The organism is Streptomyces sp. NPDC001880 (assembly GCF_053594575.1).
In genome coordinates, this window is record NZ_JBSFET010000029.1 from 51,551 (window position 1) to 75,282 (window position 23,732).

Here is a 23,732-nt window from a genome sequence, read left to right on the forward strand (position 1 = left end):
ACGAGGACGGCCCCGCCCATGAAACGGGGCGGGGCCGTCCTCGTCAGGAACGGATACGTCAGGCGAGCAGAGCCGGAATGGTCGCCTCGTGCGCCGTACGCAGCTCGCTCAGCGGAATGCTGAACTCACCCTGGATCTCGATCTCCTCGCCGTCCACGACACCGATCCGGGCGACGGGCAGCCCCCGCGCACCGCACATGTCGTTGAAGCGAAGCTCCTCGCTCCGCGGCACCGAGACGACCGCGCGCCCCGCCGACTCGGAGAAGAGGAACGTGAACGTGTCCAGACCGTCCGGCACGACCAGCCGGGCACCCTTCCCGCCGCGCAGGCAGGACTCGGTGACCGCCTGGATCAGACCGCCGTCGGAGAGGTCGTGCGCCGCGTCGATCATGCCGTCGCGGGAGGCCGAGATCAGGATCTCGGCGAGCAGCTTCTCGCGGCCCAGGTCGACCTCGGGCGGCATGCCGCCGAGGTGGCCGTGGACGACCTCGGACCAGGCCGAGCCCCCGAACTCCTCACGCGTGTCGCCCAGCAGGTAGAGGAGCTGGCCCTCTTCCGCGAAGGCGACCGGCGTACGCCGGGTGACATCGTCGATCACACCGAGCACGGCCACGACCGGCGTCGGGTGGATCGCCGTGTCACCGGTCTGGTTGTACAGCGACACATTGCCGCCGGTGACCGGGGTGCCCAGCTCCAGGCAGCCGTCCGCGAGACCGCGGGTGGCCTCGGCGAACTGCCACATGACGTCCGGGTCCTCGGGCGAACCGAAGTTCAGACAGTCCGAGATGGCCAGCGGCTTGGCGCCGGAGGCGGCGACATTGCGGTACGACTCCGCCAGCGCGAGCTGCGCACCGGTGTACGGGTCGAGCTTGGCGTACCGGCCGTTGCCATCGGTCGCCATGGCCACGCCCAGGTTCGACTTCTCGTCGATCCGGACCATGCCGGCGTCCTCGGGCATCGCGAGCACGGTGTTGCCCTGCACGAACCGGTCGTACTGGTCGGTGATCCAGGACTTCGACGCCTGGTTCGGCGAGGCCACCAGCTTGAGGACCTGCTCGCGCAGCTCCGCGCCGTTCGCCGGCCGGGCCAGCTTGCCCGCGTCGTCGGCCTGCAGCGCGTCCTGCCAGGACGGGCGGGCGAACGGACGGTGGTACGTCGGGCCCTCGTGGGCGACGGACCGCGGCGGCACGTCGACGATCTGCTCGCCGTGCCAGAAGATCTCCAGCTGGGAGCCCTCGGTCACCTCACCGATGACGGTGGCGATGACGTCCCACTTCTCGCAGATCTCCAGGAAGCGCTCGACGTGCTGCGGCTCGACGATCGCGCACATGCGCTCCTGCGACTCGCTCATGAGGATTTCCTCGGGCGAGAGGGAGGAGTCGCGCAGCGGCACTGTGTCCAGTTCGACGCGCATGCCGCCGGATCCGGCGGAGGCCAGCTCGGAGGTGGCGCAGGAGAGCCCGGCGCCGCCGAGGTCCTGGATGCCCGCGACGAGCTTCTCCTTGAAGATCTCCAGGGTGCACTCGATGAGGAGCTTCTCCTGGAACGGGTCGCCGACCTGGACGGCCGGACGCTTGGCCGGGCCGGTCGACTCGAAGGTCTCCGAGGCCAGCACGGAGACGCCGCCGATGCCGTCGCCGCCGGTGCGGGCACCGTAGAGGATCACCTTGTTGCCGGGGCCGGATGCCTTGGCCAGGTGGATGTCCTCGTGCTTCATCACGCCGATGCAGCCGGCGTTGACCAGCGGGTTGCCCTGGTAGCAGGCGTCGAAGACGACCTCGCCGCCGATGTTCGGCAGACCCAGGCAGTTGCCGTAGCCACCGATGCCCGCGACGACGCCCGGCAGGACGCGCTTGGTGTCGGGGTGGTCGGCCGCACCGAAGCGCAGCGGGTCGACGACGGCGACCGGGCGGGCACCCATGGCGAGGATGTCGCGGACGATGCCGCCGACGCCGGTCGCCGCGCCCTGGTAGGGCTCGATGTACGAGGGGTGGTTGTGCGACTCGACCTTGAAGGTGACCGCGTAACCCTGACCGACGTCGACCACACCGGCGTTCTCGCCGATGCCCACGAGCATCGCGTCGTTGACGGGGGTCTTCTCGCCGAACTGCTTGAGGTGGACCTTGCTGCTCTTGTACGAGCAGTGCTCGGACCACATCACGGAGTACATGGCGAGCTCGGCGCCGGTGGGACGGCGGCCCAGGATCTCGCGGATCCGGGCGTACTCGTCCTCCTTGAGGCCGAGCTCCTTCCAGGGCTGCGCGACGTCCGGGGTCTCGGCCGCGTGCTTGACCGTATCCAGGCTCATGCGTTGACCAGCTTCTTGATGATCGAGGTGAAGAAACCGAGACCGTCGGTACGGCCGGTTCCGATCAGCGGCTCGACGGCGTGCTCCGGGTGCGGCATCAGGCCGACGACATTGCCCGCGGCGTTGGTGATGCCGGCGATGTCGCGCAGCGAGCCGTTGGGGTTCATGTCCAGGTAGCGGAAGGCGACCCGGCCCTCCGCCTCCAGTTCGTCGAGCACCCGCTCGTCGGCGACGTAACGCCCGTCCATGTTCTTGAGCGGTACGGAGATCTCCTGGCCCGCGGAGTAGTCCGAGGTCCAGGCCGTCTCCGTGTTCTCGACGCGCAGCTTCTGGTCGCGGCAGATGAAGTGCAGGTGGTTGTTCCGCAGCATCGCGCCGGGCAGCAGATGCGCCTCGGTCAGGATCTGGAAACCGTTGCAGATGCCGAGGACCGGCATCCCCGCCTTCGCCTGCTCGATGACGGTCTCCATGACCGGCGAGAAGCGGGAGATGGCGCCGGCCCGCAGATAGTCGCCGTAGGAGAAGCCGCCCGCCAGGATGACCGCGTCGACCTGGTGCAGGTCCTTGTCGCGGTGCCACAGCGATACGGGTTCGGCGCCCGCGACCCGTACGGCCCTCAGGCTGTCCCTGTCGTCGAGCGTGCCGGGAAAGGTGACGACTCCGATACGAGCAGTCACTTCGACTCCTCGGCCTTCTCCACCTTCACGGTGAAGTCCTCGATGACGGTGTTGGCGAGGAAAGTCTCGGCCATCTCGTGAATACGGCTGAGGGCGGCGTCGTCGACCGGCCCCTCGACCTCCAGCTCGAAACGCTTTCCCTGACGTACGTCCGCGATTCCCTCGAAGCCGAGACGGGGCAGTGCGCGCTGCACCGCCTGTCCCTGCGGGTCGAGGATCTCGGGCTTGAGCATGACGTCGACTACGACGCGTGCCACTGGCACTCCCGGTTTGGTGTGGTGCGGCTGTTTCTCCGGGGGGCTCCCCAGACCCCCGCAGGTCCCCTCAGCGTACCTGGCCAGAAATTCTACGCGAGTAGATATCGAGAAGCCTTGATCACGCCCAGATATCGGACGCGACAACACGCAGGGAAAATCCTGCAAAAAAATCCCCACCGGCAGCACGCATAGAAGGCTGACACGCGGAGGTAATTGGGCGGGCTTCACAATGCGGCACCCACCGCTGTACAAATGATTACCGGGGAATGCAGTATTGCCCCTAAACGGTCGGCAACTGTCGACGCCGTATCCGCCTGGCAGCCGGAAGGCCGGCATCGGCGCACACTGGACGCGCCGATTCCGTAGGAAAGGACCGATATCCGTGGCTCAACGCGTAGTGGTCACGCTCTCCGACGACATCGACGGGGGAGACGCGGCGGAAACGGTCAGCTTCGCCCTGGACGGGAAGTCGTACGAGATCGACCTCAATCCCTCCAACGCGAAGAAACTGCGCAAGGTCCTCGCGCCATACATGGCGGCGGGCCGGAAGCAGACAAAAGCCGGCAAGCGCGGCAAGACCCCCGCCTCGTACCGGCACACTTCACTCGCGCCCGACCCGGCGGCCGTGCGCGCCTGGGCCCGCTCGCACCAGATGGAGGTGCCGGCCCGCGGCCGGATTCCCAAGAAGGTCTACGAGGCGTTCCGCGCAGCGAGTTGACCGGCCGGCCCGGTCCGACCCCGTCCGCACCGCCCGCCGGGAGCCGCCGCGGACCCCTTCGGCGACACCCTGCGGGCACCGACTTGCGCTACACCCCTGCAGGTCGGCTAAAGTCTGGAGCACGCCGAGGGGCAAGGCCGAAAAGCCGAACCCCACGCAGCGTGCGGGTGTAGTTCAGTAGTAGAACATCCCCCTTCCAGGGGGAAGGCGCAGTGTGCAATTCCTGTCACCCGCTCTGCATCACTCTTATCGGCCACTCCGGTGGATCAGGTAGAGTAATGCTCGCACCGCCCGACGGACCTCCTCTCGGGGAGTACAATGAGCGGCAGCAATGCGGACGTGGCTCAGTTGGTAGAGCATCACCTTGCCAAGGTGAGGGTCGCGAGTTCGAATCTCGTCGTCCGCTCTTGATCGAGACGAAGGCCCTGGTCGATATCGACCAGGGCCTTCGTCGTGCTCCTCATCACATGACGTTTGTCATGAGCAGTGATGACAGCTCGCACTGATCTCGTCGCCGATCCCACGGAAATCTGTAGGCATGACCAGCGACGACATTCCAGGCAACCGCGCTGACCGGGCCGTGACGCCCGCCACATCCGCCTCCGCCACACCTGCCTCCGCATCCGCATCCGCCACTCCCTCTTCCGCGTCCGGCTCCACTTCCGGTGCGGTGATCGAGGCGACCGGTGTACGGCGGCGTTACGCGGGTGGCTTCGAGGCCGTGGCCGGTGTCTCCTTCTCGGTGGCGCGCGGCGAGCTCTTCGCCCTGCTCGGTACGAACGGCGCCGGGAAGACTTCCACCGTCGAGCTGCTGGAGGGCCTGGCCAGGCCCGAGGCCGGCACAGTGCGGGTGCTCGGCCACGACCCGTTCCGCGAGCGCGCCGCCGTCCGGCCGCGCATCGGGGTGATGCTCCAGGAGGGCGGCTTCCCGTCCGAGCTGACGGTCACCGAGACGGTACGGATGTGGGCGGGCTGCACCAGCGGCGCGCGCCCGACCGGTGAGGCACTGGAGCTGGTCGGGCTCGGCCACCGGGCGCGGGTGCGGGTCAAGCAGCTCTCCGGTGGCGAGCGGCGCCGTCTCGACCTGGCGCTGGCCCTGCTCGGCCGGCCCGAGGTGCTGTTCCTGGACGAGCCGACCACCGGGCTCGACGCCGAAGGGCGGCGGGACACCTGGGAGTTGGTGCGCGCGCTGCGGGACGGCGGCACCACCGTCCTGCTCACCACGCACTATCTGGAGGAGGCCGAGATGCTGGCCGACCGGCTGGCGATCATGCACCGGGGGCGGATAGTCACGGCGGGCACCACCGCCGAGGTGACGGCCGCCCGCCCCGCCCGCATCCGGTTCGAGCTGCCGCAGGCAGTGCCGCCGTCCCGGCTTCCGCTGGGGCTGCGGGCCGCCGCCGAGGGCCACCGGATCGAGGTCCGTACCCACCGCTTGCAGGAGTCGCTGGACGAGCTGCTGACCTGGGCACGTGAGTCGGACGTCCGGCTGCTCGGCCTCGATGCCCGCTCGGCCTCGCTCGAAGAGGCGTTTCTCGATATCGCGCAGAGCGCGTCGGAGTGCGAAGGGGTGGCCGCGTGATGACGATCACGACAACCGGCACGACGACCGGCACGACCAACACGACCGGCACTCCCACGGCGGCCCGCACGACGCTCCGGGGCCGGCTGACCGCCCTCGGGCGCGCCGAAGTCGCCCTGCTCGCCCGCAATCGGACGGCGGTGTTCGTCTCGCTGCTGATGCCCGCAGCCATGGTTCTGGCGATGAAGTCGACTCTGAAGCAGTCCGTTCTCGACGGGACCGGCCTGTCCGTCGCCGCGGCGGCGCTCACCGGCGGCATCGGCATCGTGCTGCTCCAGGCCGTCTACATGAACCTGGTCTCGTCCTATGTGGCGCGGCGCGAGGACCTCGTCCTGAAGCGGCTGCGTACCGGCGAGGTCACCGACCGGGAGATCCTCATCGGGACCGCCCTGCCGTCGGTCGCGCTGGCTCTGGCACAGACCGTGGTGATCGTGGTGGCGGGGACGGCCTTCTTCGGTCTCACCGCGCCACAGCGGCCCGCGCTGCTGCTGGCGGGCCTGCTGCTGGGCGTGGTGCTGCTCGCGGCACTGGCCGCGGCCACTTCCGCGGTGACCCGCACCGTGCAGACGTCGCAGCTCACCACCCTCCCGCTGTTCTTCGTCTCGATGATGGGCTCGGGGCTCTTCGTGCCGCTGGAGATCATGCCGGACCCGATGGCGTCCGTGTGCGAGCTGCTGCCGGTGACCGGGGTGATGACGCTCGTGCGCACGGGCTGGCTGGGCGGGGCCGAAGGGGACGAGCTGCTCGTGGCCGCTCTGACGGGGCTGGCCTGGACCGCGTTCGCCGTGTTTGCTGTGCAACGGCGGTTCCGCTGGGATCCGCGACGCTGAGGGGGGACGTGCCGTGTCGGTGCTCGTGCGGGGCTGGCGCCGCAGCTGGCAGAAGCGCAGCAAGCTGGAGCGGATCGACCTCTACTCGCGGCTGATCCTCTCGGTGATGCCCTGGCTCTTCACCCTGTCGTGGCAGCTGGCCCCCTTCGAGTCCGACATCCGCCATGCGCCGCTGCCGATCGCCCTGGGCGTGGCACTGCTGCTCGTGAGTCTGGCGCAGTGTCTGCTGAGCAACCGCAACGTCCAGCTGTCGTACGCGCACTACCTCGGCACCGCCGTCTTCCCCCGGCGACGGCAGTTGCCGCCCCTGGTGCTGCTGCTGGTGAGTCTGGGGCTGCTGGCGACGATGGCCGGGGTGGACGGGGTCGCCGCCAGCGGGCTGCTGGTCATGACCATGAACGCTCCGGTGGCACACGCGATCACGCAGGTCCTGGTGACCCCGGTCCGCACCTTCCTGATCCAGTCCCTCGCCCTCGCCGCGCTGTACGTCGGTGTCCTCGCCGCGGTCGGGGTACGGGGCGGGGCACTGGCCGGGGTGGTGCCGACGATGCTCTTCGGCTGCCTGCTCACACTGATCGCCGTACGGCCCAGTGCCTGGAGCCTGAGCGTGATGTGGCAGGCCGAGGAGGCCCGGGACCTTCAGGCCCGGCTCGCGGTCGCCGAGGAACGGCTGCGGTTCGGGCGGGACTTGCACGACGTGCTGGGCCGCAATCTCGCCGTGATCGCGCTGAAGAGCGAACTGGCCGTGGAGCTGGCACAGCGCGGCAGGCCGGAGGCGGTGGCCCAGATGGTCGAGGTGCAGCGGATAGCCCGCACCTCGCAGCAGGAGGTGCGCGATGTCGTACGGGGATACCGGGAGGCCGATCTGAGTACGGAACTGGCCGGCGCCCGGGGGGTGTTGAGTGCGGCCGGGATCGAGTGCGAGGTGACGGGCGACACCGGCGACCGGCTGCCCGCGACCGTGCAGTCGGCGCTCGGCTGGGTCGTGCGGGAGGCGGCGACCAATGTGCTGCGGCACGGCGATCCGCGCCACTGCACGATCCGGCTCAGAGCCTCGGCGGACGCGGCCGTGCTGCTGGTGGAGAACGACGGGGCGGCGGTGGCCGCCACGGGACCGGGTGGGGGGTCCGAGCCCGGCGGCTCCGGGCTGGCCGGGCTGCGGGAGCGGCTGCGCGTGGTCGACGGTTCGCTGGATGCGGGTCCGGCGGGGAACGGCCTGTTCCGGCTCACGGCTACGATCCCGCTCGGCCCGGTGGCGTCTCCGGCCCGCCTTGAGAAGCCACCTGCCGCCCGGGAGGCGCCCGTCCTTCAGGAGGAACGACGATGACGACCGTGCGGGTGCTGCTCGCCGACGACGAGCATCTGATCCGGGGCGCGCTGGCCGCGCTGCTGGCCCTGGAGGACGACCTCGTGGTGGTCGCGGAGGCTGCGACCGGCCCGGAGGCGCTGGCCATGGCTCGGGCCCACCAGCCCGATGTGGCGGTCCTCGATCTGGAGATGCCGGGCGCCGACGGTGTGAGTGTCGCCACATCCCTGCGGGCCGAACTGCCCGGCTGCCGGACGATGATCGTGACCAGTCACGGCCTGCCCGGACACCTCAAACGGGCGCTCGCGGCGGGTGTGCGGGCCTTCGTTCCGAAGACCGTCAGCGCCCGGCAGCTGGCCGGGATCATCCGCACCGTGCATGCCGGAAACCGTTACGTGGACCCGGAGTTGGCGGCCGACGCGATCTCTGCCGGGGACTCTCCGCTGACCGCGCGAGAGACCGAGGTGCTGGAGCTGGCGGCGGACGGGGCACCCGTCGCGGAGATCGCGGAGCGGGCTTCGCTGTCGCAGGGAACGGTGCGGAATTACCTCTCCGCGGCCGCTTCGAAGCTCGGGGCGGAGAATCGCCATGCTGCGGTGCGTCTCGCACGGCAGCGCGGATGGGTATAGTGGTTCTCGCGCTTCGGCGCTTGCGGACGTAGCTCAGTTGGTAGAGCGCAACCTTGCCAAGGTTGAGGTCGCCAGTTCGAACCTGGTCGTCCGCTCGGTTCAGCAAGAAACCCCCGGCCCTCCGGCCGGGGGTTTCTTCGTTTTCCTGCGGCGGGGCCTTACTGCCAGGGCGTGCCGGTGAGGAGTTCGTACGCCTCCAGATACTTCGCCCGGGTCGCGTCCACGATCTCCTGGGGCAGTGCCGGCGGCGGCTGCTCGCTCCTGCGGTCCCAGCCGGAGGCCGGCGAGGTCAGCCAGTCGCGGACGAACTGCTTGTCGTAGCTGGGCTGGGCCCGGCCGGGCTCCCAGGCGGCCGCGGGCCAGAAGCGCGAGGAGTCCGGGGTCAGCACCTCGTCCGCGATGATCAGTTCCTCGGCGCCGTCGGCCGTGGGGGCGAAGCCGAACTCGAACTTCGTGTCGGCGAGGATGATGCCGCGCTCGCGCGCGATGTCACGTGCCCTGCTGTAGACGTCCAGCGTGGTGCCGCGCAGCCGGCCGGCGGTCTCCTCGCCGACCTGGCGGGCCACCTCCTCGAAGCTCACGTTCTCGTCGTGGTCACCGACGGCCGCCTTGGTGGCGGGGGTGAAGATCGGCGCCGGAAGCTCGGAGCCGTCGACGAGCCCCTCGGGCAGGGCGAGACCGCAGACCGTGCGGGACTCCTTGTACTCGACGAGGCCGGAGCCGGTGAGGTAGCCACGGGCGACGCACTCGACCGGGACCATCCGCAGCGACTTGCAGATCAGGGTGCGGCCGGCCCAGTCCGCGGGGGCTCCGGCGGGGAGCTCCGTGGACAGGACGTGGTTGGGCACGAGGTCGGCGAGCTGGTCGAACCACCAGAGGGAGAGCCGGGTGAGCACTCGGCCCTTGTCCGGGATCTCGGTCGGCAGGACCCAGTCGTACGCGGACATGCGGTCGCTGGCGACCATGACAAGGTCGCCCGCCTCGTTCCGGTACAGGTCGCGCACCTTGCCCGTGTGCAGGTGGGTGAGCCCCGGGACCTGTACTGGCTCGGGCTTTTCTACAAATCCGGACACGCTGCCTCCGCGTAGGTTGATCCAGGAGTCGTTCCGATTCTCCCGTATCGGGGTGCGGTGGGGTGGAGCGGGGGCGTCCGTGGCGCCGACTGCCGCGGGCCCGGGGGCGGTTCGGGCGCGGTTCGGGCGTGGTGGCCCAGGGCGGTTCGGCACGGTGGCCCAGGGCGGTTCGGCACGGTGGCCCAGGGCGGTTCGGCACGGTGGCCCAGGGCGGTTCGGGAGCGGAGGCCCAGGGCGGTTCGGGAGCGGAGGCCCAGGGCGGTTCGGGAGCGGAGGCCCGGGGGCGGTTCGGGAGCGGAGGCCCGGGGGCGGTTCAGTCGCGCTTGCAGATGCGGTCGAGGAGGTTGGCGGTGGCCCGCTGGATGCGGGGGTCCACATGCCCGGGGCGGTCCAGCGCCGGGGACCAGGCGAAGGTGCCCGAGGCGAAGACGATCGCCCCGGACGGGGCCCGGTACACGGATGTCTCCTGGTGGCGCTTGACGCCTTCGGCGTCCAGATACGGAGAGTGGGCGAGCAGGATGCGGCTCTCGTGCTCGGGAAGTGCGGTACGCGGGAAGTAGCGGTCGGCCTCGCCGGCGACCAGGCCGTCGAGCTCGTCGCCCTCGCCCGCGCCCGTCGCCTCCCAGAGCCAGTGCTGGGCGTTCCGTACGACCAGGGGGTGGGGGTCGGGGACCCGGCCCGCGTACTGAATTCCCAGGAGCTGCTGCTCGGGGCGGTCGATCTCACGCCAGAGGGCGGGCTTCCCCGGGCCGCGGCGCTTGCGGCAGGTGAGCAGGCGGTCCGGGACGCCGGACGGCGACGGGGCGAGGCTGACCTGCCAGTACATGGTGTTGGCGGAGAGGAAGACCAGCGAGGTGCCGCCGTCACGGGCGCTTTCGACCGTGCGGCGCATGGGGACCGACCAGTACTCGTCATGGCCGGGGAAGACCAGGCCCCGGTAGCGGGCCGGATCGACGCGGCCCGCGTGCAGGTCGCGGGTGTCGGCGTACGCGATGTCGTAGCCGTACCGCTCGGCCCAGCGGATGAAGTCGTAGGCATGGCCGACGTGGAGCGGCAGGCCGGCGCCCGCGTAGGGGCGGTCGAACGAGACGGTGACCGCGGCGTCCTCCTCGCCCAGGAGGCCGCCCTGCTCGTCCCATGCGTGGTAGAGGCTGGCGCCGGTGCGACCGTCCTCCGGATAGAGGTTGTATGCCTGCCAGGTGATGTCCGGCAGGACCAGCAGCAGATCGGCGGGGTGGTCGTCGCGGACCGTGAAGGGGATGTGGGAGCGGTAGCCGTCCATCGTGGTGAGCACGGCGACATACGCGCCGATCGACCAGTAGCTCGGGATCTGCAGCCGCCAGGACTGCCACCAGTGGTGGCAGGAGACCGTGCGGTCGGCGGTGAGCGGCGCGGGCTGCACGATGCCGCAGAGCCGGGGGCTCGTGGTGATCTGGGCGGCGCCGTCGCCCCCGTAGTGACCGATGCGGTAGATGTCCACGGAGAACTGCTGGGGCGGGTCCACGGTGATGTGGAAGTCGATCGCCTCGCCGGGGGCCGCCGCGCCCGTGGAGATGAAGCCCTTGATCTGGCGGTGCACGTCGTCGGCCGTACGCGTGCCGCCGTCGGTGGAGCCGCGGGCGAGGGTGGGGTCGGCGTACCAGGGGACGACCTGCCCGGTGTCGTCGAAGTAGTTCTCGCTGCCGCGCAGCCAGGGCAGGGGGCCCTGCCCAAAGGGGTCGGAGACGGCGTGCGCGAGGGCACCCGACTCCCACCGTCGAATCTGCTCCGCCCCCATACCGTTTCCCTCCCTCAAGTCCCCCGAGACAACAGTCGATGGCCGATGGCCCACGGTCGATCACCGGTGGGCCGATCGCCAGTGGTCATGCGTCATCAGCGCGCCAGCAGCGGTGCGCCGACTGTCAGCGTCGATCCCCAGCACATCACATAACGCATGCAGCCCGTCACCGTTCGTCGCGAATTGACGTGAACGGAACGTACCGTTCCGGGTTTTCGATGTGCCGGACGGGACTGGTGGGTCAGACGAGGCGCACGGGCTTGTCGGCGCGTACGCCGATCGAAGCGAGCCAGGTACGCAGCGGTTCCGCGTCCCCGTCCTCGACCAGGCTGAGGACAGGACTGCCCAGGTCCGCCCGGCGCTCGCCGTCGACCAGCAGCGCGGGGCCGTCGAGCCAGTCGAGGCCGGGCGCCGCGCCGGCCGTGTCCACCGCCGCGCAGCAGACCATCGCCGCGACGTGGTCGGCGAGCAGCTCCGTAGCCGTACGGGGCGGCTGGAGCGGGAAGAGCGGGAGGGGGTCGGTGCCCCAGGGATCCAGGACCTCTCCGCCGGTGCCCGCGGCAGCGGAGGCGCCCGTCGGGCCGGACGCGCCATCGGTCCGGTGCTGCCGTACAGCCGCCTCCTCGCGGGCCACCGCGGCGCTGATTCCGGCGGCGAGCGCCTCGCCGCCCGCGGCCCGGCCCGCCAGATGCTCGACGACACGGGCCAGCGTGGGCACCCCCATGGCGGGCTCCGCAGCCTGGGCGGGCGCGGCGGTCATCGAGTCGAGGACGCGGTGCAGGCGCGCGGCCTCGGTGCGCCACTTCCGGTCGACCACCTCGTCCGGATAGTGCTGCCAGTCGACGGGCGACCAGTCGGGACCCGGCCGGGCCGGGCCGCCGTGGAACAGCCGGGCCGCCAGCAGCGAAGCCGCCTCGTCGGCCGCGCCCGGCTCCTCCAGGAGGTCGCAGGCCGGGCGCTCGCCGAGCCGGGAGGCGAATCCGTCGGCGAGCCGGTCGCGCCGGGACAGCTCGGTGAGTGCGGACACCACGCCTGCGTCCAGCCGGGACGGCCAGCGGCCCATCCGCCAGGCGGGCAGAGCGACCCGGGTGAGCAGCCGGTCCCAGCCCGCGTAGGCGAGGCCGACCTGCTCCTGGGCGACGATCCGCAGACCGTAGTCCACACCCTGTGCGCGGACCGAAGCGGCGGCGGCGACGCTCCGCTCCATCTCCGCCGCGTGGCTGCGACAACTGCGCAGCAGCAGCCCGGCGATCCGGCCGACGAAGGCACGGGGCAGTCTGCGCACCCCGGCCAGCGGTCCCGGCACGGGTGCGGCGGCGTCGGCGACCGCGCCGTCGAGCCCCCGTACGAAGCGGCGGGCCGCAGCTATGTCGGGATGCGCGGACGGGCCCGTGCCCGCGACGACCGGGGCGAGCACCGCCCGTAGCTCCGCGACCCGCATCCACCACAGGAACGGGGATCCGATGACCAGCACCGGAGCCGCCTGGACCCGGCGGCGGGTCCGGGCCGCGGAATGCGCCGCCCGATCCGCGTCGGGGCCCGCCGCGGCCTGCGCCGAGGGGTGGGTGCGGTCCTCCAGCCAGCTGTCGCAGTCGGGCGTGAGGGCTATGGCCGAGGGCGCGGGAACCCCGAGCCGGTCGGCGAGGTCCCTGACCAGGCGGTAGAGATCGGGGGCGGCCTTCTCGGGGAGCGGGACGGTCGGGCTGACCGCCGGCCTCGCCCGTACGATCGCGACTGCGACGGCCGCGGCAAGGAGGAGCACGACGACCGCACAGGCCGTCACGGCCCAGCGCGCCGTGTCCCAGCCGCTGCCCACGGCGAGGCCCTGGGCGCCTGCCACGAGCAGCACGACGGCAACCGCCGCCGGCAGGATCGCCACGGCTGTCGCCCTGCCGCGGATGCGCAGCAGGGCATGAGCTCGGGCATGCGCACTCGACGCACCCAGCTCCTCACTCGTACCGATACCGGACACGGCCGGACGTCACCCCCTCTGCCCCTGCGGCGGTGTTGTTCACTCCCCCACTGTGGCACCCGTCACTGACATCGCAATGCCAGTGGGCCAAATACCGGAATGCTTGCGCCGCACCCTAGTTGGGGCCTCGGCGGGCGTCATCCGGATGGCTCAGCCGTCACTCGATGGAATGGCTTTGGGTAAAGGTGCTGACGCGCCGCCGTCCTTGAGGCAGCGGCACGTCGGGGCATGTCAGCGAGGGTGAGGGCGGGTGCGGGACGCGGGGTGCGTACGGGACGCGGGGTGCAGGTACGGAAGGACGGGCTCGGCCCTCCGCGACCCGCCTCAGCCCTCCGCGACCTGTCTCGGTCCTCCGCGACCTGTCTCAGCCCTCCGCAGCCTTCCGGGCGATGTCCGTGCGAAGCTGCGAGCCGTCGAGCCGGATCCGGGCTGCCGCCGTGTAGGCGCGCTCCCTGGCGCTCGCGAGGTCCTTGCCGGTCGCGGTCACGGACAGCACCCGGCCGCCCGCGCTGACGATCGTGTCGCCCTCCCGCCTGGTGCCCGCGTGCAGGACGTACGCGTGTGGGGCATCCTGCGCCGCCACCTCGTCGAGCCCCTCGATCGGGTCGCCCGTGCGCGGCGTACCCGGGTAGTTGTGCGAGGCGATGACCACGGTGACCGCGGCCTCGTCGCGCCACCTGAGCGGGGGCAGCTCGTCGAGCGTGCCGTTGGCGGAGCCGAGCAGGACACCGGCCAGCGGGGTCTTCAGACGGGCCAGGACCACCTGGGTCTCGGGGTCGCCGAAGCGGGCGTTGAACTCGATCACCCGGACGCCGCGCGAGGTGATCGCGAGGCCCGCGTACAGCAGCCCGGAGAACGGGGTGCCGCGGCGGCGGAGTTCGTCGACGGTCGGCTGGAGCACCGACTCCATGACCTCGTCGACCAGCTTGGGGTCGGCCCACGGGAGCGGGGAGTACGCGCCCATGCCGCCGGTGTTCGGGCCCTCGTCGCCGTCCAGGGCGCGCTTGAAGTCCTGTGCGGGCTGGAGCGGCAGCACGGTGGTGCCGTCCGTGATCGCGAAGAGGCTCACCTCGGGGCCGTCGAGGAACTCCTCGATGACCACGCGGTCGCAGGCCAGGGCGTGGGCACGGGCCACCTCGACGTCATCGGTGACGACGACGCCCTTGCCCGCGGCGAGACCGTCGTCCTTGACGACGTACGGGGCGCCGAAGGCGTCGAGGGCGGAGTCGATCTCGGCCGGGGTGGTGCAGACGTAGCTACGGGCGGTCGGGACGCCGGCCCCGGCCATCACGCCCTTGGCGAACGCCTTGGAGCCCTCCAGCTGGGCCGCCTCGCCGGAGGGGCCGAAGCAGGGGATGCCCGCGGCGCGCACGGCGTCGGCGACCCCGGCGACGAGCGGTGCCTCCGGGCCGACGACCACCAGTTCGGCGCCCAGGTCGGTGGCGAGGCGCGCGACGGCGTCGCCGTCGAGGGCGTCGACCGGGTGCAGTTCGGCCACCTCCGCGATGCCGGCGTTGCCGGGAGCGCAGTACAGAGCGGTGACGTCGGGGTCGAGGGACAGAGAGCGGCACAGGGCGTGTTCGCGGGCGCCGCCGCCGATGACGAGGACCTTCACGGGGTGCAGCCTAACCGCCGGGGCGCGGCGCCCTTGACGGGACGCCGCTCCGCGGACACCCGCGGAACCGGGGCGGACGCCTCGCGCCGCCGGGGCGCACCCTGCCGCCGCCCGCTACTCGTTGGTGAACTCCTCGACAACTGTGGCGCCGAGCTCGCGGACGATCAGCTCGTGCCCGGAGAGCGCCGAGTCGACGAGGTCCGGGTCGTCGGCCTCGGGGATGTCGTCCTCGGGGGCGACCGCGCGCGGCGGCTCGGGCGCGGAGTACGGCTGCGGTGCGGGCTCCGCGGCGGACGCGGTACCCGACGGCTGGTGACCGGACTGCTGGTGAGCGGGCTGAGCGGGCTGCTGCTGGCGGCTCGGCTGCTGTTGCTGCGGAGAAGCGGCCGGCCGGGGTTCGTAGCTCTGCTGGGGCGCAGGGGCCTGGTATTGGTGCGCGGGCGGGGCGCCGGGGCGGCCGCCGGTCTGCGGGAGTGCTCCGGCACCGCCCGAGGGGTCGACGACGGCCTCGATCTTCCACTGTGCGTTGAACCGCTCGGCGAGTGCCTGCCTCAGCACGTCCTCGCTGCCGCTGCTCGCGAAGTTGTCGCGGGCACCGGCGTTGAGGAAGCCGATCTGCAGGGTGCTGCCGTCGAAGCCGGTGACCTGGGCGTTCTGGCTGAGCAGGATCCAGGTGAACCGGCGGCGGTTCTTCACTGCCTCCAGGATGTCCGGCCACATGTTCCGCACCTGGCCGGCGCCCTGCGCCATGCCCGGACTCGGCTCGGCGGCGGTCGGCCCCGGAGCCGGGGCCTGGGCCGGAGCGGCGGCCGGAGCGGCTTGCGGGACGGGCGACTGGCCCGGGGCGGAAGCGGTCGGCCAGCCGCCGGGACGCCGGCCCGATTCCGGCGCGGCCGCGGTGGGCCAGGCACCGGGACGCTGACCGCCCGCCGGAGCCGGGGCCTCGGCCGGCGGCTGCGGGGCGGCGGGCGGTGCAGCGGCGGGGGCGGGCGGTGCCTGGACCGGCGCGGGCGCCTCGCCCCGTACCGCGGCACGCGCGGCGGTGGGTCCCCCACCGGGCTGCACGAGCGGTGCCGTCGGCGCGGCAGGCGCGGGTGCGTGGGCCAGTGCCTCGGGCCCGGGTACGTACCCCATGGCGGGCCCCGGGCCGGTGGTCGCGAAGGAGGCGCCGCGCTCCAGCCGGTCGAGCCGAGCCTGCAGCGAACGCTCGTCGTCGAAGGCGGCGGGCAGCAGCACCCGGGCGCAGATCAGCTCGACCTGGAGACGCGGCGAGGTCGCCCCGCGCATCTCCGTGAGCCCCTCGTTGACCAGGTCGGCGGCACGGCTCAGCTCGGCGGCACCGAAGACGGACGCCTGGGCCTGCATCCGCTCGACGACATCGGCGGGGGCGTCGATCAGCCCCTTCTCCCCGGCGTCCGGCACGGCGGCCAGGATCACCAGATCGCGCAGCCGCTCCAGGAGATCGGCGACGAAGCGGCGCGGGTCGTTGCCGCCCTCGATCACCCGGTCCACGACCTCGAACGCCGCGGCACCGTCGCCCGCCGCGAAGGCGTCCACGATCGAGTCGAGCAGCGAGCCGTCCGTACAACCGAGCAGCGAGGTCGCCATGGCGTATGTCACACCGTCGTCGCCCGCGCCGGCCAGCAGCTGGTCCATCACCGACATCGAGTCACGCACGGACCCGGCCCCGGCCCGCACGACGAGCGGCAGCACGCCGTCCTCGACGGGGCTGTTCTCCCTGCCGCAGACCTCGGCAAGGTAGTCGCGCAGCGTCCCCGGCGGCACGAGACGGAACGGGTAGTGGTGCGTACGCGACCGGATGGTGCCGATGACCTTCTCGGGCTCGGTGGTCGCGAAGATGAACTTCAGGTGCTCCGGCGGCTCCTCGACCACCTTCAGCAGGGCGTTGAACCCCGCCGACGTGACCATGTGCGCCTCGTCGATGATGTAGATCTTGTAACGACTCGACGCGGGCCCGAAGAACGCCTTCTCCCGCAGATCACGGGCGTCGTCCACACCACCGTGCGACGCGGCGTCGATCTCGATGACATCGATCGATCCCGGCCCGTTGCGCGCGAGGTCCCGGCAGGACTGGCACTCCCCGCACGGCGTGGGCGTCGGCCCCTGCTCGCAGTTCAGGCAGCGGGCCAGGATGCGCGCGCTGGTCGTCTTGCCGCAGCCGCGCGGACCGCTGAACAGGTACGCGTGATTGACCCGGTTGTTCCGCAGCGCCTGCTGCAGCGGGTCGGTGACATGCTCCTGCCCGATGACCTCGGCGAACGACTCGGGGCGGTAGCGGCGGTACAGCGCAAGGGACGACACACATACGAGGTTATCCGGGCGGACCGACAACCGGCCCCGGACCGTGCGAAGCACCGCCCCGGAAACGCAAGGGCCCCCCACGCACCCGCCAGAGCCAACCTACCCTTGCTGCCTTCCGGCCCTGGGGGAGTTCAGTCAGATAGCGCCACGTGAGGGGCTGACGCCCACCTTAGCCGATCCCCACCCATGCCGGTCCACTCCCCCGCCTTTCACGACCGCCCGGGAGCAACCCGGAAGGCCTCCGGAGCGATCCCGAGGGGAACGGGTTCGCGAGCACTCCTCAACGTCTTGTATTGTTTGCCGCGGAGGATTCGCCTAGTGGCCTAGGGCGCACGCTTGGAAAGCGTGTTGGGGGCAACCCCTCACGAGTTCGAATCTCGTATCCTCCGCCAGTGCCTCACCGGGCACGATGTCGAAGGGCCCCACCGTTCGCGGTGGGGCCCTTCGACGTTCGTAGTCTCATCCGCAGTCTCAACGAGACTTTTCGGAGCCCTCCGGGCCGCTCTCGTCAGGCTCCTTGGCCACTTCCCAGATGAGTCTCCCGACCCGCTGCGCTTGTCGTCTCGAGTGGCGACGGCTCTGGCGTGCTTGAGCTTGTTGATGGCCCGCTCGACGGTGTTGCGTTTCTTGTACCGCTCTTCGTTGAACGCGGGCGGCCGCCCGCCGCCTGAGCCTTTGCGCAGGCGAGCGGCCTGGCTGTCAGTCTTCTCCGGGATCGTCTGCCGGACGCCGCGGCGCCGCAGGTAGTCGCGGACGGGGCCGTTGCTGTAGGCCTTGTCCGCAGCGAGGCTGTCCGGCTTCTTGCGGGGCCTGCCCGGCCCGAGACGGGGTACCCGGATCTTCTCCAGCACCGATTTGAACTGGGTGCAGTACGCCCGCTGCCCTGGCGTGACGACCAGGGACAGCGGACGGCAGCGGCCATCCGCGCTCAGGTGGATTTTGCTGGTGAAACCGCCCCGCGAGCGGCCCAAGCCCTCGTCTCCGGCACCACCTCCACCAGGCGGCCGTGAAGGCTCTGCCACGGCGTCTCGTCCTGGTGTGCTGCCTTCGCGGCCCCCTTTGAAGCGGGGGCTGGCGGCGGGCCGGTGCGGGCGCCGGCCGCATGCTGATGCGCACGCACGACGGTGGAGTCGACAGAGATGCCCCAGTCGATCTCCCCGACCGCGTCGGCCTCGGCCTGGACCTGCTGGAGCAGACGCTCCCAAGTCCCATCGGCCGACCACAGACGGTGGCGTTCATGGACGGTCTTCCACGGCCCGAACCTCTCGGGCAGATCACGCCACTGCACCCCGGTCCGCACCCGGTGCAGAATCCCGTCGATCACCTGCCGGTGATCCCGCCACCTGCCACAACGTCCGTTGCTGACCGGCAGGAACGGCCACAGCCGTGCCCACTCGGCATCCGTTAGATCGCCCCGCCCCATGCTCACCTCAACGATTCGGGCACAGCGGCCGTCACGTGGGCAGAGAACTTCGTGGTCACTCCGTTCGTACCTGCTCGTGTCTTCACGTCGAACCGCGGGTCTTCACGTCGAACCGCGGGCGAACTCGCCGCAGGGGCGGGCCTGAAGGCGGTCCGGGAAACCCGGGTTCGTGCGGAAGTCGCCGGCCCGCAGAAGTCCGCCCTCACCGCTTGGCCGGCGTCGCCCCCTCGAAGCGAACCGCCTCCGTCATTGCCTCGGGCCGTAGGTGTTCAGGAACAGCACCGGGCCGTCCAGACCGGCTGTCAGAGCGGCGGCGAACGCCTTGGCGGTGTAAACGGGGTCCAGCCGCAGTCCGACAGCCGCGGCGGCCTCCGCAGCGGCGGCGGCTTCGGGTGTGGGGTGGCCGTAGCCATGGCCCAGGTAGGCGCGGGTCGAGGCGAGCCGCAGCGGTGGAAGGTCGCATGCCGCTCCGCGCTTGCGCAGCACGGTCGCGGCCCGGCCGGCGAGCCGGGTCAGATCGCTCGCGGCGAGCGGCAAGGTGTCGTTGACGACCACCCCGAGCACCCGCGACCGCAGTCCGGCCAGCGCGCAGCCCAGTGCCAGACCGGCGGCGGTCCCGCCCGAGCCCACGGCGGTGACGATGTGCCGCGGCTCCGGCAGCTCGCCCGCCGCCACCTGCTCCCCGAGTTCCAGTCCCGCCTCGACGTAGCCGAGCACACCGATGGGTGCGGAGCCGCCGGCGGGCAGGTAGTAGGGCAGCCGCAGTCCCTGCGCGTGTCGCAGGAACAGCCACGGCACGGCGGCGATCGTCAACGGCTTGGTGCGGGTGAGGTGGACGGTCGCGCCGGACGACCGCAGCCTGCGCTGCTGCTCGCGCACGTGCTCACCCTCGGGCTGGTCGATGAGGGCGAGCACGGTGTCGATGCCGAGTTCGCGCGCGTACAGCGTCGCCGCCAGGCCCCAGTTCGTCCCGGTCGCTCCGACGGTCAGGACGGTGCGCACCCCGCGCCGTCGCACCTCGGGCAGGAGCCATTCCAGCTTGCGGACCTTGTTGCCACCCCAGCCGCCCGAGCCGTACGGGCTCTCGTCCTTGCACCACAGGTCGTTCCGGGCTGCCCCGGTGAGCTCGCGCACCGGGGTCGGGCCGTCCCCGAGCCGGAGGAACGGCAGTGTTCGTGCGAGTTCGGGACAACGCGTGTGCAGCAGCGCCTTGTTCATATCTCTCCCAGTACCCGACGGATATGGGCGTTCGCGAACCGCCCGTTGGCTCGGGCCGTCTGCGCACCGCCGTGAAACCATCCCATTCGGGGACCGCGGGCGCAGGGTTTCCGGGGTCCGGAAGTGCTGCTTGCCCCAGTGCGGCCGACCACCGGAGGAGTTCTGGAGATCGCTTCCGCGGCACGGGAGTACGGCTTCCAGGGGAGCTTGTGGTGCTGGTGCAGCACGATGTAGCAGTTCTCGCGCCCGGCAGCTGGCGACAGGTCAGCTCATCTCCGATGCCGCCACCCGCCTGTTCCTTGTCCAGGGCTTCGAGCAGACCACCATCGCCGAGATCGCCGCCGAGCACGCAGTCGACCTGCTGGAACCCTCCCTCGCCGACTACGCCACCGCCTGATCCGGCGGGCTCCGGTGCGGGGCAGACCTGTTGAGTCCTCGACCGTTGCCGACCGCGGCGGCTCTCCGCCGCCCCGGGCCCCTCCCGATGAGCTCGCTACGATCGCCGGTCATGGACTGGGTCGAGCGTGCCGCGAAGCTGAGGCAATGGGCCGGGAACGGAATACGGGCCCCGCACAAGCCTCTGCTGCTCCTGTACGCCCTCGGCCGGTTCCAGGAGGACGCCGACGGCGAGTTGCGGTACAGCGCGGTGGAGGAGGATCTGAAACGGCTGCTGACCGAGTACGGGCCGACCAACAGGACGACGCCCGCCTACCCCTTCCACCATCTGGTCAGCGACGGGGTGTGGGAAGTACGTACCGATCGTGGGCCCGGCAGCCCCGGCAGCGGGGTGCTGGCACTACGGGCGACCGGTGCGACGGGTCGGTTGGCGCCGGAGTTGCGCGCAGCCCTGCGACGTGAACCGTCGCTGCTCGGCCGGATCGCCGGGGTGCTGCTCGATCAGCATTTCCCGCCGTCGCTCCACGGCGAGTTGCGCGAGGCGTTGGGCCTGGCGCAGGTGCCGGTGGAGTCCGATCCGGTTCCGGCCGTGCGGCGGCAACGAGACCGGCGAATGCGCGAGATGGTGCTGACCGCGTACGAGTACCAGTGCGCCTTCTGCGGTTACGACGGCAGGATCGGTACGGTGCCGGTCGGGTTGGAGGCCGCGCACGTGCGCTGGTGGGCGTTCGACGGCCCGGACGACATCGACAACGGGCTGTGCCTGTGCGCACTGCACCACAAGCTGTTCGACAAGGGCGCCCTCGGCGTCGGCGAGGGCCACCGCATCCTGGTCTCACAGAAGTTCGTCGGGCGAAGCCCGGCAGCCCGCGAGCACGTGACAGCGCTGGCGGGCCGCCCGTTGACCGGCCCGCAGCCGGGCACGGACCCGGTCGCGGATCGCCACCGGTCCTGGCACACCGAGCAGGTCTTCCACGGCGCCCCGCGCCCCGCCCCCGGGACGTGATCGCCCGCCCCGCGTACCCACCCCGGGCGGCGGTCGATATCGGACAGGTTCGCCCGAATCGCGGTGGAGGCGGCCGGGGCGGCGTAGAACTCATGGAGGTGGGTGAGGACCACGTACCGGGTGGACGGGGAAGGCGACGGGTGCTGTCGGACGAGACTTGGCGCGAGCTACGGGGCCAAGGGGCGACCCGCACCTTTCGTGAACGCAGTGTGATGCTGAGGCAGGGGTCCGCCGGCACACATCTGCTCGCCCTCACCGGCGGGCTCGCCAAGGTCGTGTGCCGGGAGCCGGGTGGAGTCGTGACCTGGCTGGCCTTCCGGGGGCCGGGGGATCTGCTGGGTGAGGTGTCCGTCTTCCACGGCACCCCGCGTTCCGCGGAGGTGGTCGCGCTCACGCACTGTACGGCCGTCGTGCTGGAGGCGGAGCGGTTCCGCCGGTTCATCGAACAGCGCGGGCTCATCATGGACTTGATGCGCCAGGCACTCTCCCGGCTCCGGGAGTCCGACGCGCACCGCACCGAACTGCTGACCCTCCCGCTGGTCGCCCGGCTGGCGCGGGCGCTGCTGCGGCTGGTCGAACTCACCGCGCCCGGCAGCGATTCGGATGTCGTCCGGCTGACCGGCCTGAGCCAGGAGGAGATCGCACAGGCGACCGGAGTCACCCGGAACGCGGTCATCACCGGCCTGCAACGGCTGCGCGAGTCCGGGGCGGTCGAGACGGCCCGCAGAACAATCGTCATCAAGGACATGAAGACGCTGCGCGACTGGGCGATGACCGGCCCGGGAGACACACCCGCGTCGCCCTTCCCACCACCCCCGGCCCGCTGAGCACGCCCATGCTGTGACATGGGACACCTGTGAACTGCCCTGCGCTGTGCAGTCGGGCGGACGGATCCGACGGAGTCTCGAATCAGCCGGCCACCGGCTCCGTATCCGCCCCACCGCCCATGAGGAGTTCACGCATGTCCAGCCCCATTCCCGCCCCGTACGCCGAGAGCCGGACGCTGCCTCCCTACCGTGCCCTGTTCGCCGTCGACGCAAAGGACTTCACCGGCCTTCCCGCCGTGCAGCACGGTCCGGTGAGCCAGTTGATCCCCGGACTCGTCGACCAGGCGCTGGAGCGGGCCGGGCTCCGCGAACTGCGTGACTCCAAGCGGTTTTTGGCCAACACCGGGGACGGCGTGGTGTTCGGCTTCGACCCGGCCCTGCTGCCCTTCGTCCTCTGGCCGTTCCTGGGTGTGCTGGACGACACCCTCGGCGCGTACAACAAGCAGTGCGTGGGCCCCCGCATCCGGCTCCGGGCCAGCGTCCACGTCGGACCGCTGCCGGACGCGGACGGCCCCGGCGACGGCAACGGCACCCCTCGCAACGACACCCACCGACTGCTGGACTCCCGTCCGGTGAAGGCCATCCTGACCGCGGCGAGCGAGCAGGTCACCCACCTGGCGGCGGTCATCTCCCAGCGTGTGTACGAGGACGTCGTGCTCGGCGCGTACACCGGACTGCACCCCGACCGCTGTGTGGAGGTCCCGGCCACCGTGGAGGGGAAGAACTTCTCGCAGCGGGCGTGGCTGTACGTACCGTCGCCGTCCGGAAACCTCGTACAAGCCGGTGTGCGGCCGCGCGAGGAATCCGGGGCACCGGCCGTCGACACCTCCGCCGTCCTGGGGCAGGAACCGGCGACATCGCCCGGCACGCACTACAGCGGCAACACACAGCACGTGGGCGAGGGCGCCGCCGTGATGGGGAGCGTCGGACGGGACGTCTCGTACACCGGCGGCGCCACCACGTACCACGGCACCAACCAGCACTGGGGCGGCGGCGACAACGTCTCGGGCGACAAGCGGGTCGGCGCAGCCGGAGAAGGACGGTGAGCGCGGGCTCGGGCGCGGACACCGGTCCCGGCCCGGACGGAGAGGGAAGGCCCGGCCCGGGGAGTTCCTTCCGCGACAACCAGCAGCGGGTGGACCAGGGCTTCGCGGTCATGGGCGGGATCGCGGGCGACGCCAACGTGTTCATCGGCGTCCAGCCCGACGAGGACGTCAGCGAGCGCATCCCCAAACCCCGTCTGCGGGAAGGGCCTTACCCCGCGCAGGACGTGCGCGCCCGCCTGCACGGGTTCGTCGAACCACCGACCCACACCCGGTGCCGCAAGGTGCTGGACAGCCACCTCCTGGTGCTGCGGGCCGGGGGCGGCACGGGGGCGGGCACGGCCGCGTTCGCGCTGCTGGAGGAGCGGTACGGGGCCGACGGCATCACCGGTCTGGACTCGCCCGACGACCTCTCGCGGTGGCGCCCCAAGGAGCGGCGCGGCTATCTGCTCCAGGGCCTGTCCCCAGAGGCTGCCGACTCGCTCGGCGAAGTCGTGCTCACCGGGCTTGCCGGGGTGCTGCGCCGCACGGGCGCCCATCTGGTCGTCACCGTACGGATGGAGACCGCGCTACCCGGTGGCACGGCGCCCTGGCAGGTCACGCACCGCCCGCCACCGGCGGGCGAGGTGGCCGTGAAGCGGCTGCGAGCCATGGCCGACGATCAAGGTCGTCAGCGCGACCGAGGACCGCTCGGTTCATTTCCACCAGGTCCACCTGGAGGACATGGGCCGGGTCCGTACCCGTAAGGTCTGC

At 71.3% G+C, this 23,732-nt stretch carries 17 protein-coding genes, 4 tRNA genes, 1 other RNA gene and 2 pseudogenes; 13 read left to right on the forward strand and 11 right to left on the reverse strand.

Features of this window, described 5'->3' with window-relative positions; all coding sequences use genetic code 11:
- Window positions 1-58 precede the first annotated feature (58 nt).
- The 3 genes from purL to purS are packed head-to-tail and all read right to left on the reverse strand — an operon-like array spanning window position 59 to window position 3,242.
- Window positions 59-2,308, reverse strand: coding sequence for a phosphoribosylformylglycinamidine synthase subunit PurL (gene purL, locus ACWCQ6_RS18365; protein ID WP_451090332.1), 2,250 nt, complete (start codon window positions 2,306-2,308; stop codon window positions 59-61).
- Window positions 2,305-2,985, reverse strand: a complete 681-nt coding sequence (purQ, locus tag ACWCQ6_RS18370; RefSeq protein ID WP_451090334.1) for a phosphoribosylformylglycinamidine synthase subunit PurQ — start codon at window positions 2,983-2,985, stop codon at window positions 2,305-2,307. Before purQ ends, purL begins: the two co-directional genes overlap by 4 nt.
- The gene (purS, locus tag ACWCQ6_RS18375) at window positions 2,982-3,242 is read right to left on the reverse strand and encodes a phosphoribosylformylglycinamidine synthase subunit PurS (protein WP_176729353.1); all 261 of its coding nucleotides are present in this window, start codon (window positions 3,240-3,242) and stop codon (window positions 2,982-2,984) included. The genes purQ and purS overlap by 4 nt, the downstream gene beginning before the upstream one ends.
- 382 nt (window positions 3,243-3,624) lie before the next feature.
- On the opposite strand from purS, the gene ACWCQ6_RS18380 reads away from it, so the two are divergent.
- The 8 genes from ACWCQ6_RS18380 to ACWCQ6_RS18415 all read left to right on the forward strand — a co-directional run bounded on the left by ACWCQ6_RS18380 (window position 3,625) and on the right by ACWCQ6_RS18415 (window position 8,402).
- Complete coding sequence (locus ACWCQ6_RS18380) at window positions 3,625-3,960, forward strand: histone-like nucleoid-structuring protein Lsr2 (protein ID WP_451090337.1); 336 nt, start codon at window positions 3,625-3,627, stop codon at window positions 3,958-3,960.
- 163 nt (window positions 3,961-4,123) lie between these two features.
- Window positions 4,124-4,195, forward strand: a tRNA-Gly gene (locus ACWCQ6_RS18385).
- Window positions 4,196-4,293: 98 nt separating this feature from the next.
- A tRNA-Gly gene (locus ACWCQ6_RS18390) sits at window positions 4,294-4,366 on the forward strand.
- A gap of 132 nt (window positions 4,367-4,498) precedes the next feature.
- The gene (locus ACWCQ6_RS18395) at window positions 4,499-5,542 is read left to right on the forward strand and encodes an ABC transporter ATP-binding protein (protein ID WP_451090339.1); all 1,044 of its coding nucleotides are present in this window, start codon (window positions 4,499-4,501) and stop codon (window positions 5,540-5,542) included.
- Complete coding sequence (locus tag ACWCQ6_RS18400) at window positions 5,542-6,372, forward strand: ABC transporter permease (RefSeq protein ID WP_451090341.1); 831 nt, start codon at window positions 5,542-5,544, stop codon at window positions 6,370-6,372. The genes ACWCQ6_RS18395 and ACWCQ6_RS18400 overlap by 1 nt, the downstream gene beginning before the upstream one ends.
- 19 nt (window positions 6,373-6,391) lie before the next feature.
- Window positions 6,392-7,699 (forward strand): sensor histidine kinase, encoded by a 1,308-nt coding sequence (locus tag ACWCQ6_RS18405; protein ID WP_451090369.1) that lies wholly within the window; start codon window positions 6,392-6,394, stop codon window positions 7,697-7,699.
- Complete coding sequence (locus tag ACWCQ6_RS18410; RefSeq protein ID WP_451090343.1) at window positions 7,696-8,307, forward strand: response regulator; 612 nt, start codon at window positions 7,696-7,698, stop codon at window positions 8,305-8,307. Before ACWCQ6_RS18405 ends, ACWCQ6_RS18410 begins: the two co-directional genes overlap by 4 nt.
- A gap of 22 nt (window positions 8,308-8,329) precedes the next feature.
- A tRNA-Gly gene (locus tag ACWCQ6_RS18415) sits at window positions 8,330-8,402 on the forward strand.
- A 63-nt stretch (window positions 8,403-8,465) separates the two neighbouring features.
- Here ACWCQ6_RS18415 and ACWCQ6_RS18420 read toward each other — a convergent pair.
- The 6 genes from ACWCQ6_RS18420 to ffs form a co-directional block, all read right to left on the reverse strand.
- Window positions 8,466-9,380 carry a phosphoribosylaminoimidazolesuccinocarboxamide synthase gene (locus ACWCQ6_RS18420; protein WP_451090345.1) on the reverse strand — a complete coding sequence of 305 codons (915 nt, stop codon included), beginning with the start codon at window positions 9,378-9,380 and terminating at the stop codon, window positions 8,466-8,468.
- 313 nt (window positions 9,381-9,693) lie between these two features.
- Complete coding sequence (locus tag ACWCQ6_RS18425) at window positions 9,694-11,157, reverse strand: N,N-dimethylformamidase beta subunit family domain-containing protein (protein WP_451090347.1); 1,464 nt, start codon at window positions 11,155-11,157, stop codon at window positions 9,694-9,696.
- A 241-nt stretch (window positions 11,158-11,398) separates the two neighbouring features.
- Window positions 11,399-13,129, reverse strand: coding sequence for a hypothetical protein (locus ACWCQ6_RS18430; protein ID WP_451090349.1), 1,731 nt, complete (start codon window positions 13,127-13,129; stop codon window positions 11,399-11,401).
- Between the two features lie 364 nt (window positions 13,130-13,493).
- Window positions 13,494-14,744, reverse strand: a complete 1,251-nt coding sequence (purD, locus tag ACWCQ6_RS18435) for a phosphoribosylamine--glycine ligase (RefSeq protein WP_451090351.1) — start codon at window positions 14,742-14,744, stop codon at window positions 13,494-13,496.
- 114 nt (window positions 14,745-14,858) lie between these two features.
- On the reverse strand, window positions 14,859-17,066 hold the full coding sequence (locus ACWCQ6_RS18440) for a DNA polymerase III subunit gamma and tau (RefSeq protein WP_451090353.1): 2,208 nt from the start codon (window positions 17,064-17,066) through the stop codon (window positions 14,859-14,861).
- A gap of 66 nt (window positions 17,067-17,132) precedes the next feature.
- Window positions 17,133-17,227, reverse strand: an RNA gene (ffs, locus tag ACWCQ6_RS18445) — signal recognition particle sRNA small type.
- 143 nt (window positions 17,228-17,370) lie between these two features.
- On the opposite strand from ffs, the gene ACWCQ6_RS18450 reads away from it, so the two are divergent.
- Window positions 17,371-17,458: transfer RNA gene (locus ACWCQ6_RS18450), tRNA-Ser, on the forward strand.
- Window positions 17,459-17,614: 156 nt separating this feature from the next.
- Here ACWCQ6_RS18450 and ACWCQ6_RS18455 read toward each other — a convergent pair.
- A pseudogene (locus ACWCQ6_RS18455) lies at window positions 17,615-18,489 on the reverse strand (IS5 family transposase); the annotation flags it as partial.
- Between the two features lie 246 nt (window positions 18,490-18,735).
- Window positions 18,736-19,707 (reverse strand): 1-aminocyclopropane-1-carboxylate deaminase/D-cysteine desulfhydrase, encoded by a 972-nt coding sequence (locus ACWCQ6_RS18460; protein ID WP_451090355.1) that lies wholly within the window; start codon window positions 19,705-19,707, stop codon window positions 18,736-18,738.
- A 508-nt stretch (window positions 19,708-20,215) separates the two neighbouring features.
- On the opposite strand from ACWCQ6_RS18460, the gene ACWCQ6_RS18465 reads away from it, so the two are divergent.
- The 4 genes and pseudogenes from ACWCQ6_RS18465 to ACWCQ6_RS18480 form a co-directional block, all read left to right on the forward strand.
- Window positions 20,216-21,109: a phosphorothioated DNA-binding restriction endonuclease gene (locus tag ACWCQ6_RS18465; RefSeq protein ID WP_451090357.1), complete on the forward strand. Its 894-nt coding sequence runs from the start codon at window positions 20,216-20,218 to the stop codon at window positions 21,107-21,109.
- Window positions 21,110-21,201: 92 nt separating this feature from the next.
- Window positions 21,202-21,936 carry a Crp/Fnr family transcriptional regulator gene (locus ACWCQ6_RS18470; RefSeq protein ID WP_451090359.1) on the forward strand — a complete coding sequence of 245 codons (735 nt, stop codon included), beginning with the start codon at window positions 21,202-21,204 and terminating at the stop codon, window positions 21,934-21,936.
- A 134-nt stretch (window positions 21,937-22,070) separates the two neighbouring features.
- Complete coding sequence (locus ACWCQ6_RS18475) at window positions 22,071-22,982, forward strand: hypothetical protein (RefSeq protein WP_451090361.1); 912 nt, start codon at window positions 22,071-22,073, stop codon at window positions 22,980-22,982.
- Window positions 22,983-23,639: 657 nt separating this feature from the next.
- A pseudogene (locus tag ACWCQ6_RS18480) lies at window positions 23,640-23,732 on the forward strand (Ku protein); the annotation flags it as partial.

Coding starts and splice junctions, on each gene's coding strand:
- ACWCQ6_RS18425 (WP_451090347.1), bottom strand. CDS start 11,157: ATGGGGGCGGAGCAGATTCGACGGTGGGAGTCGGGTGCCCTCGCGCAC.
- ACWCQ6_RS18460 (WP_451090355.1), bottom strand. CDS start 19,707: ATGAACAAGGCGCTGCTGCACACGCGTTGTCCCGAACTCGCACGAACA.
- ACWCQ6_RS18470 (WP_451090359.1), top strand. CDS start 21,202: ATGGAGGTGGGTGAGGACCACGTACCGGGTGGACGGGGAAGGCGACGG.
- ACWCQ6_RS18395 (WP_451090339.1), top strand. CDS start 4,499: ATGACCAGCGACGACATTCCAGGCAACCGCGCTGACCGGGCCGTGACG.
- ACWCQ6_RS18475 (WP_451090361.1), top strand. CDS start 22,071: ATGTCCAGCCCCATTCCCGCCCCGTACGCCGAGAGCCGGACGCTGCCT.
- ACWCQ6_RS18465 (WP_451090357.1), top strand. CDS start 20,216: ATGGACTGGGTCGAGCGTGCCGCGAAGCTGAGGCAATGGGCCGGGAAC.
- purL (WP_451090332.1), bottom strand. CDS start 2,308: ATGAGCCTGGATACGGTCAAGCACGCGGCCGAGACCCCGGACGTCGCG.
- ACWCQ6_RS18410 (WP_451090343.1), top strand. CDS start 7,696: ATGACGACCGTGCGGGTGCTGCTCGCCGACGACGAGCATCTGATCCGG.
- ACWCQ6_RS18400 (WP_451090341.1), top strand. CDS start 5,542: ATGACGATCACGACAACCGGCACGACGACCGGCACGACCAACACGACC.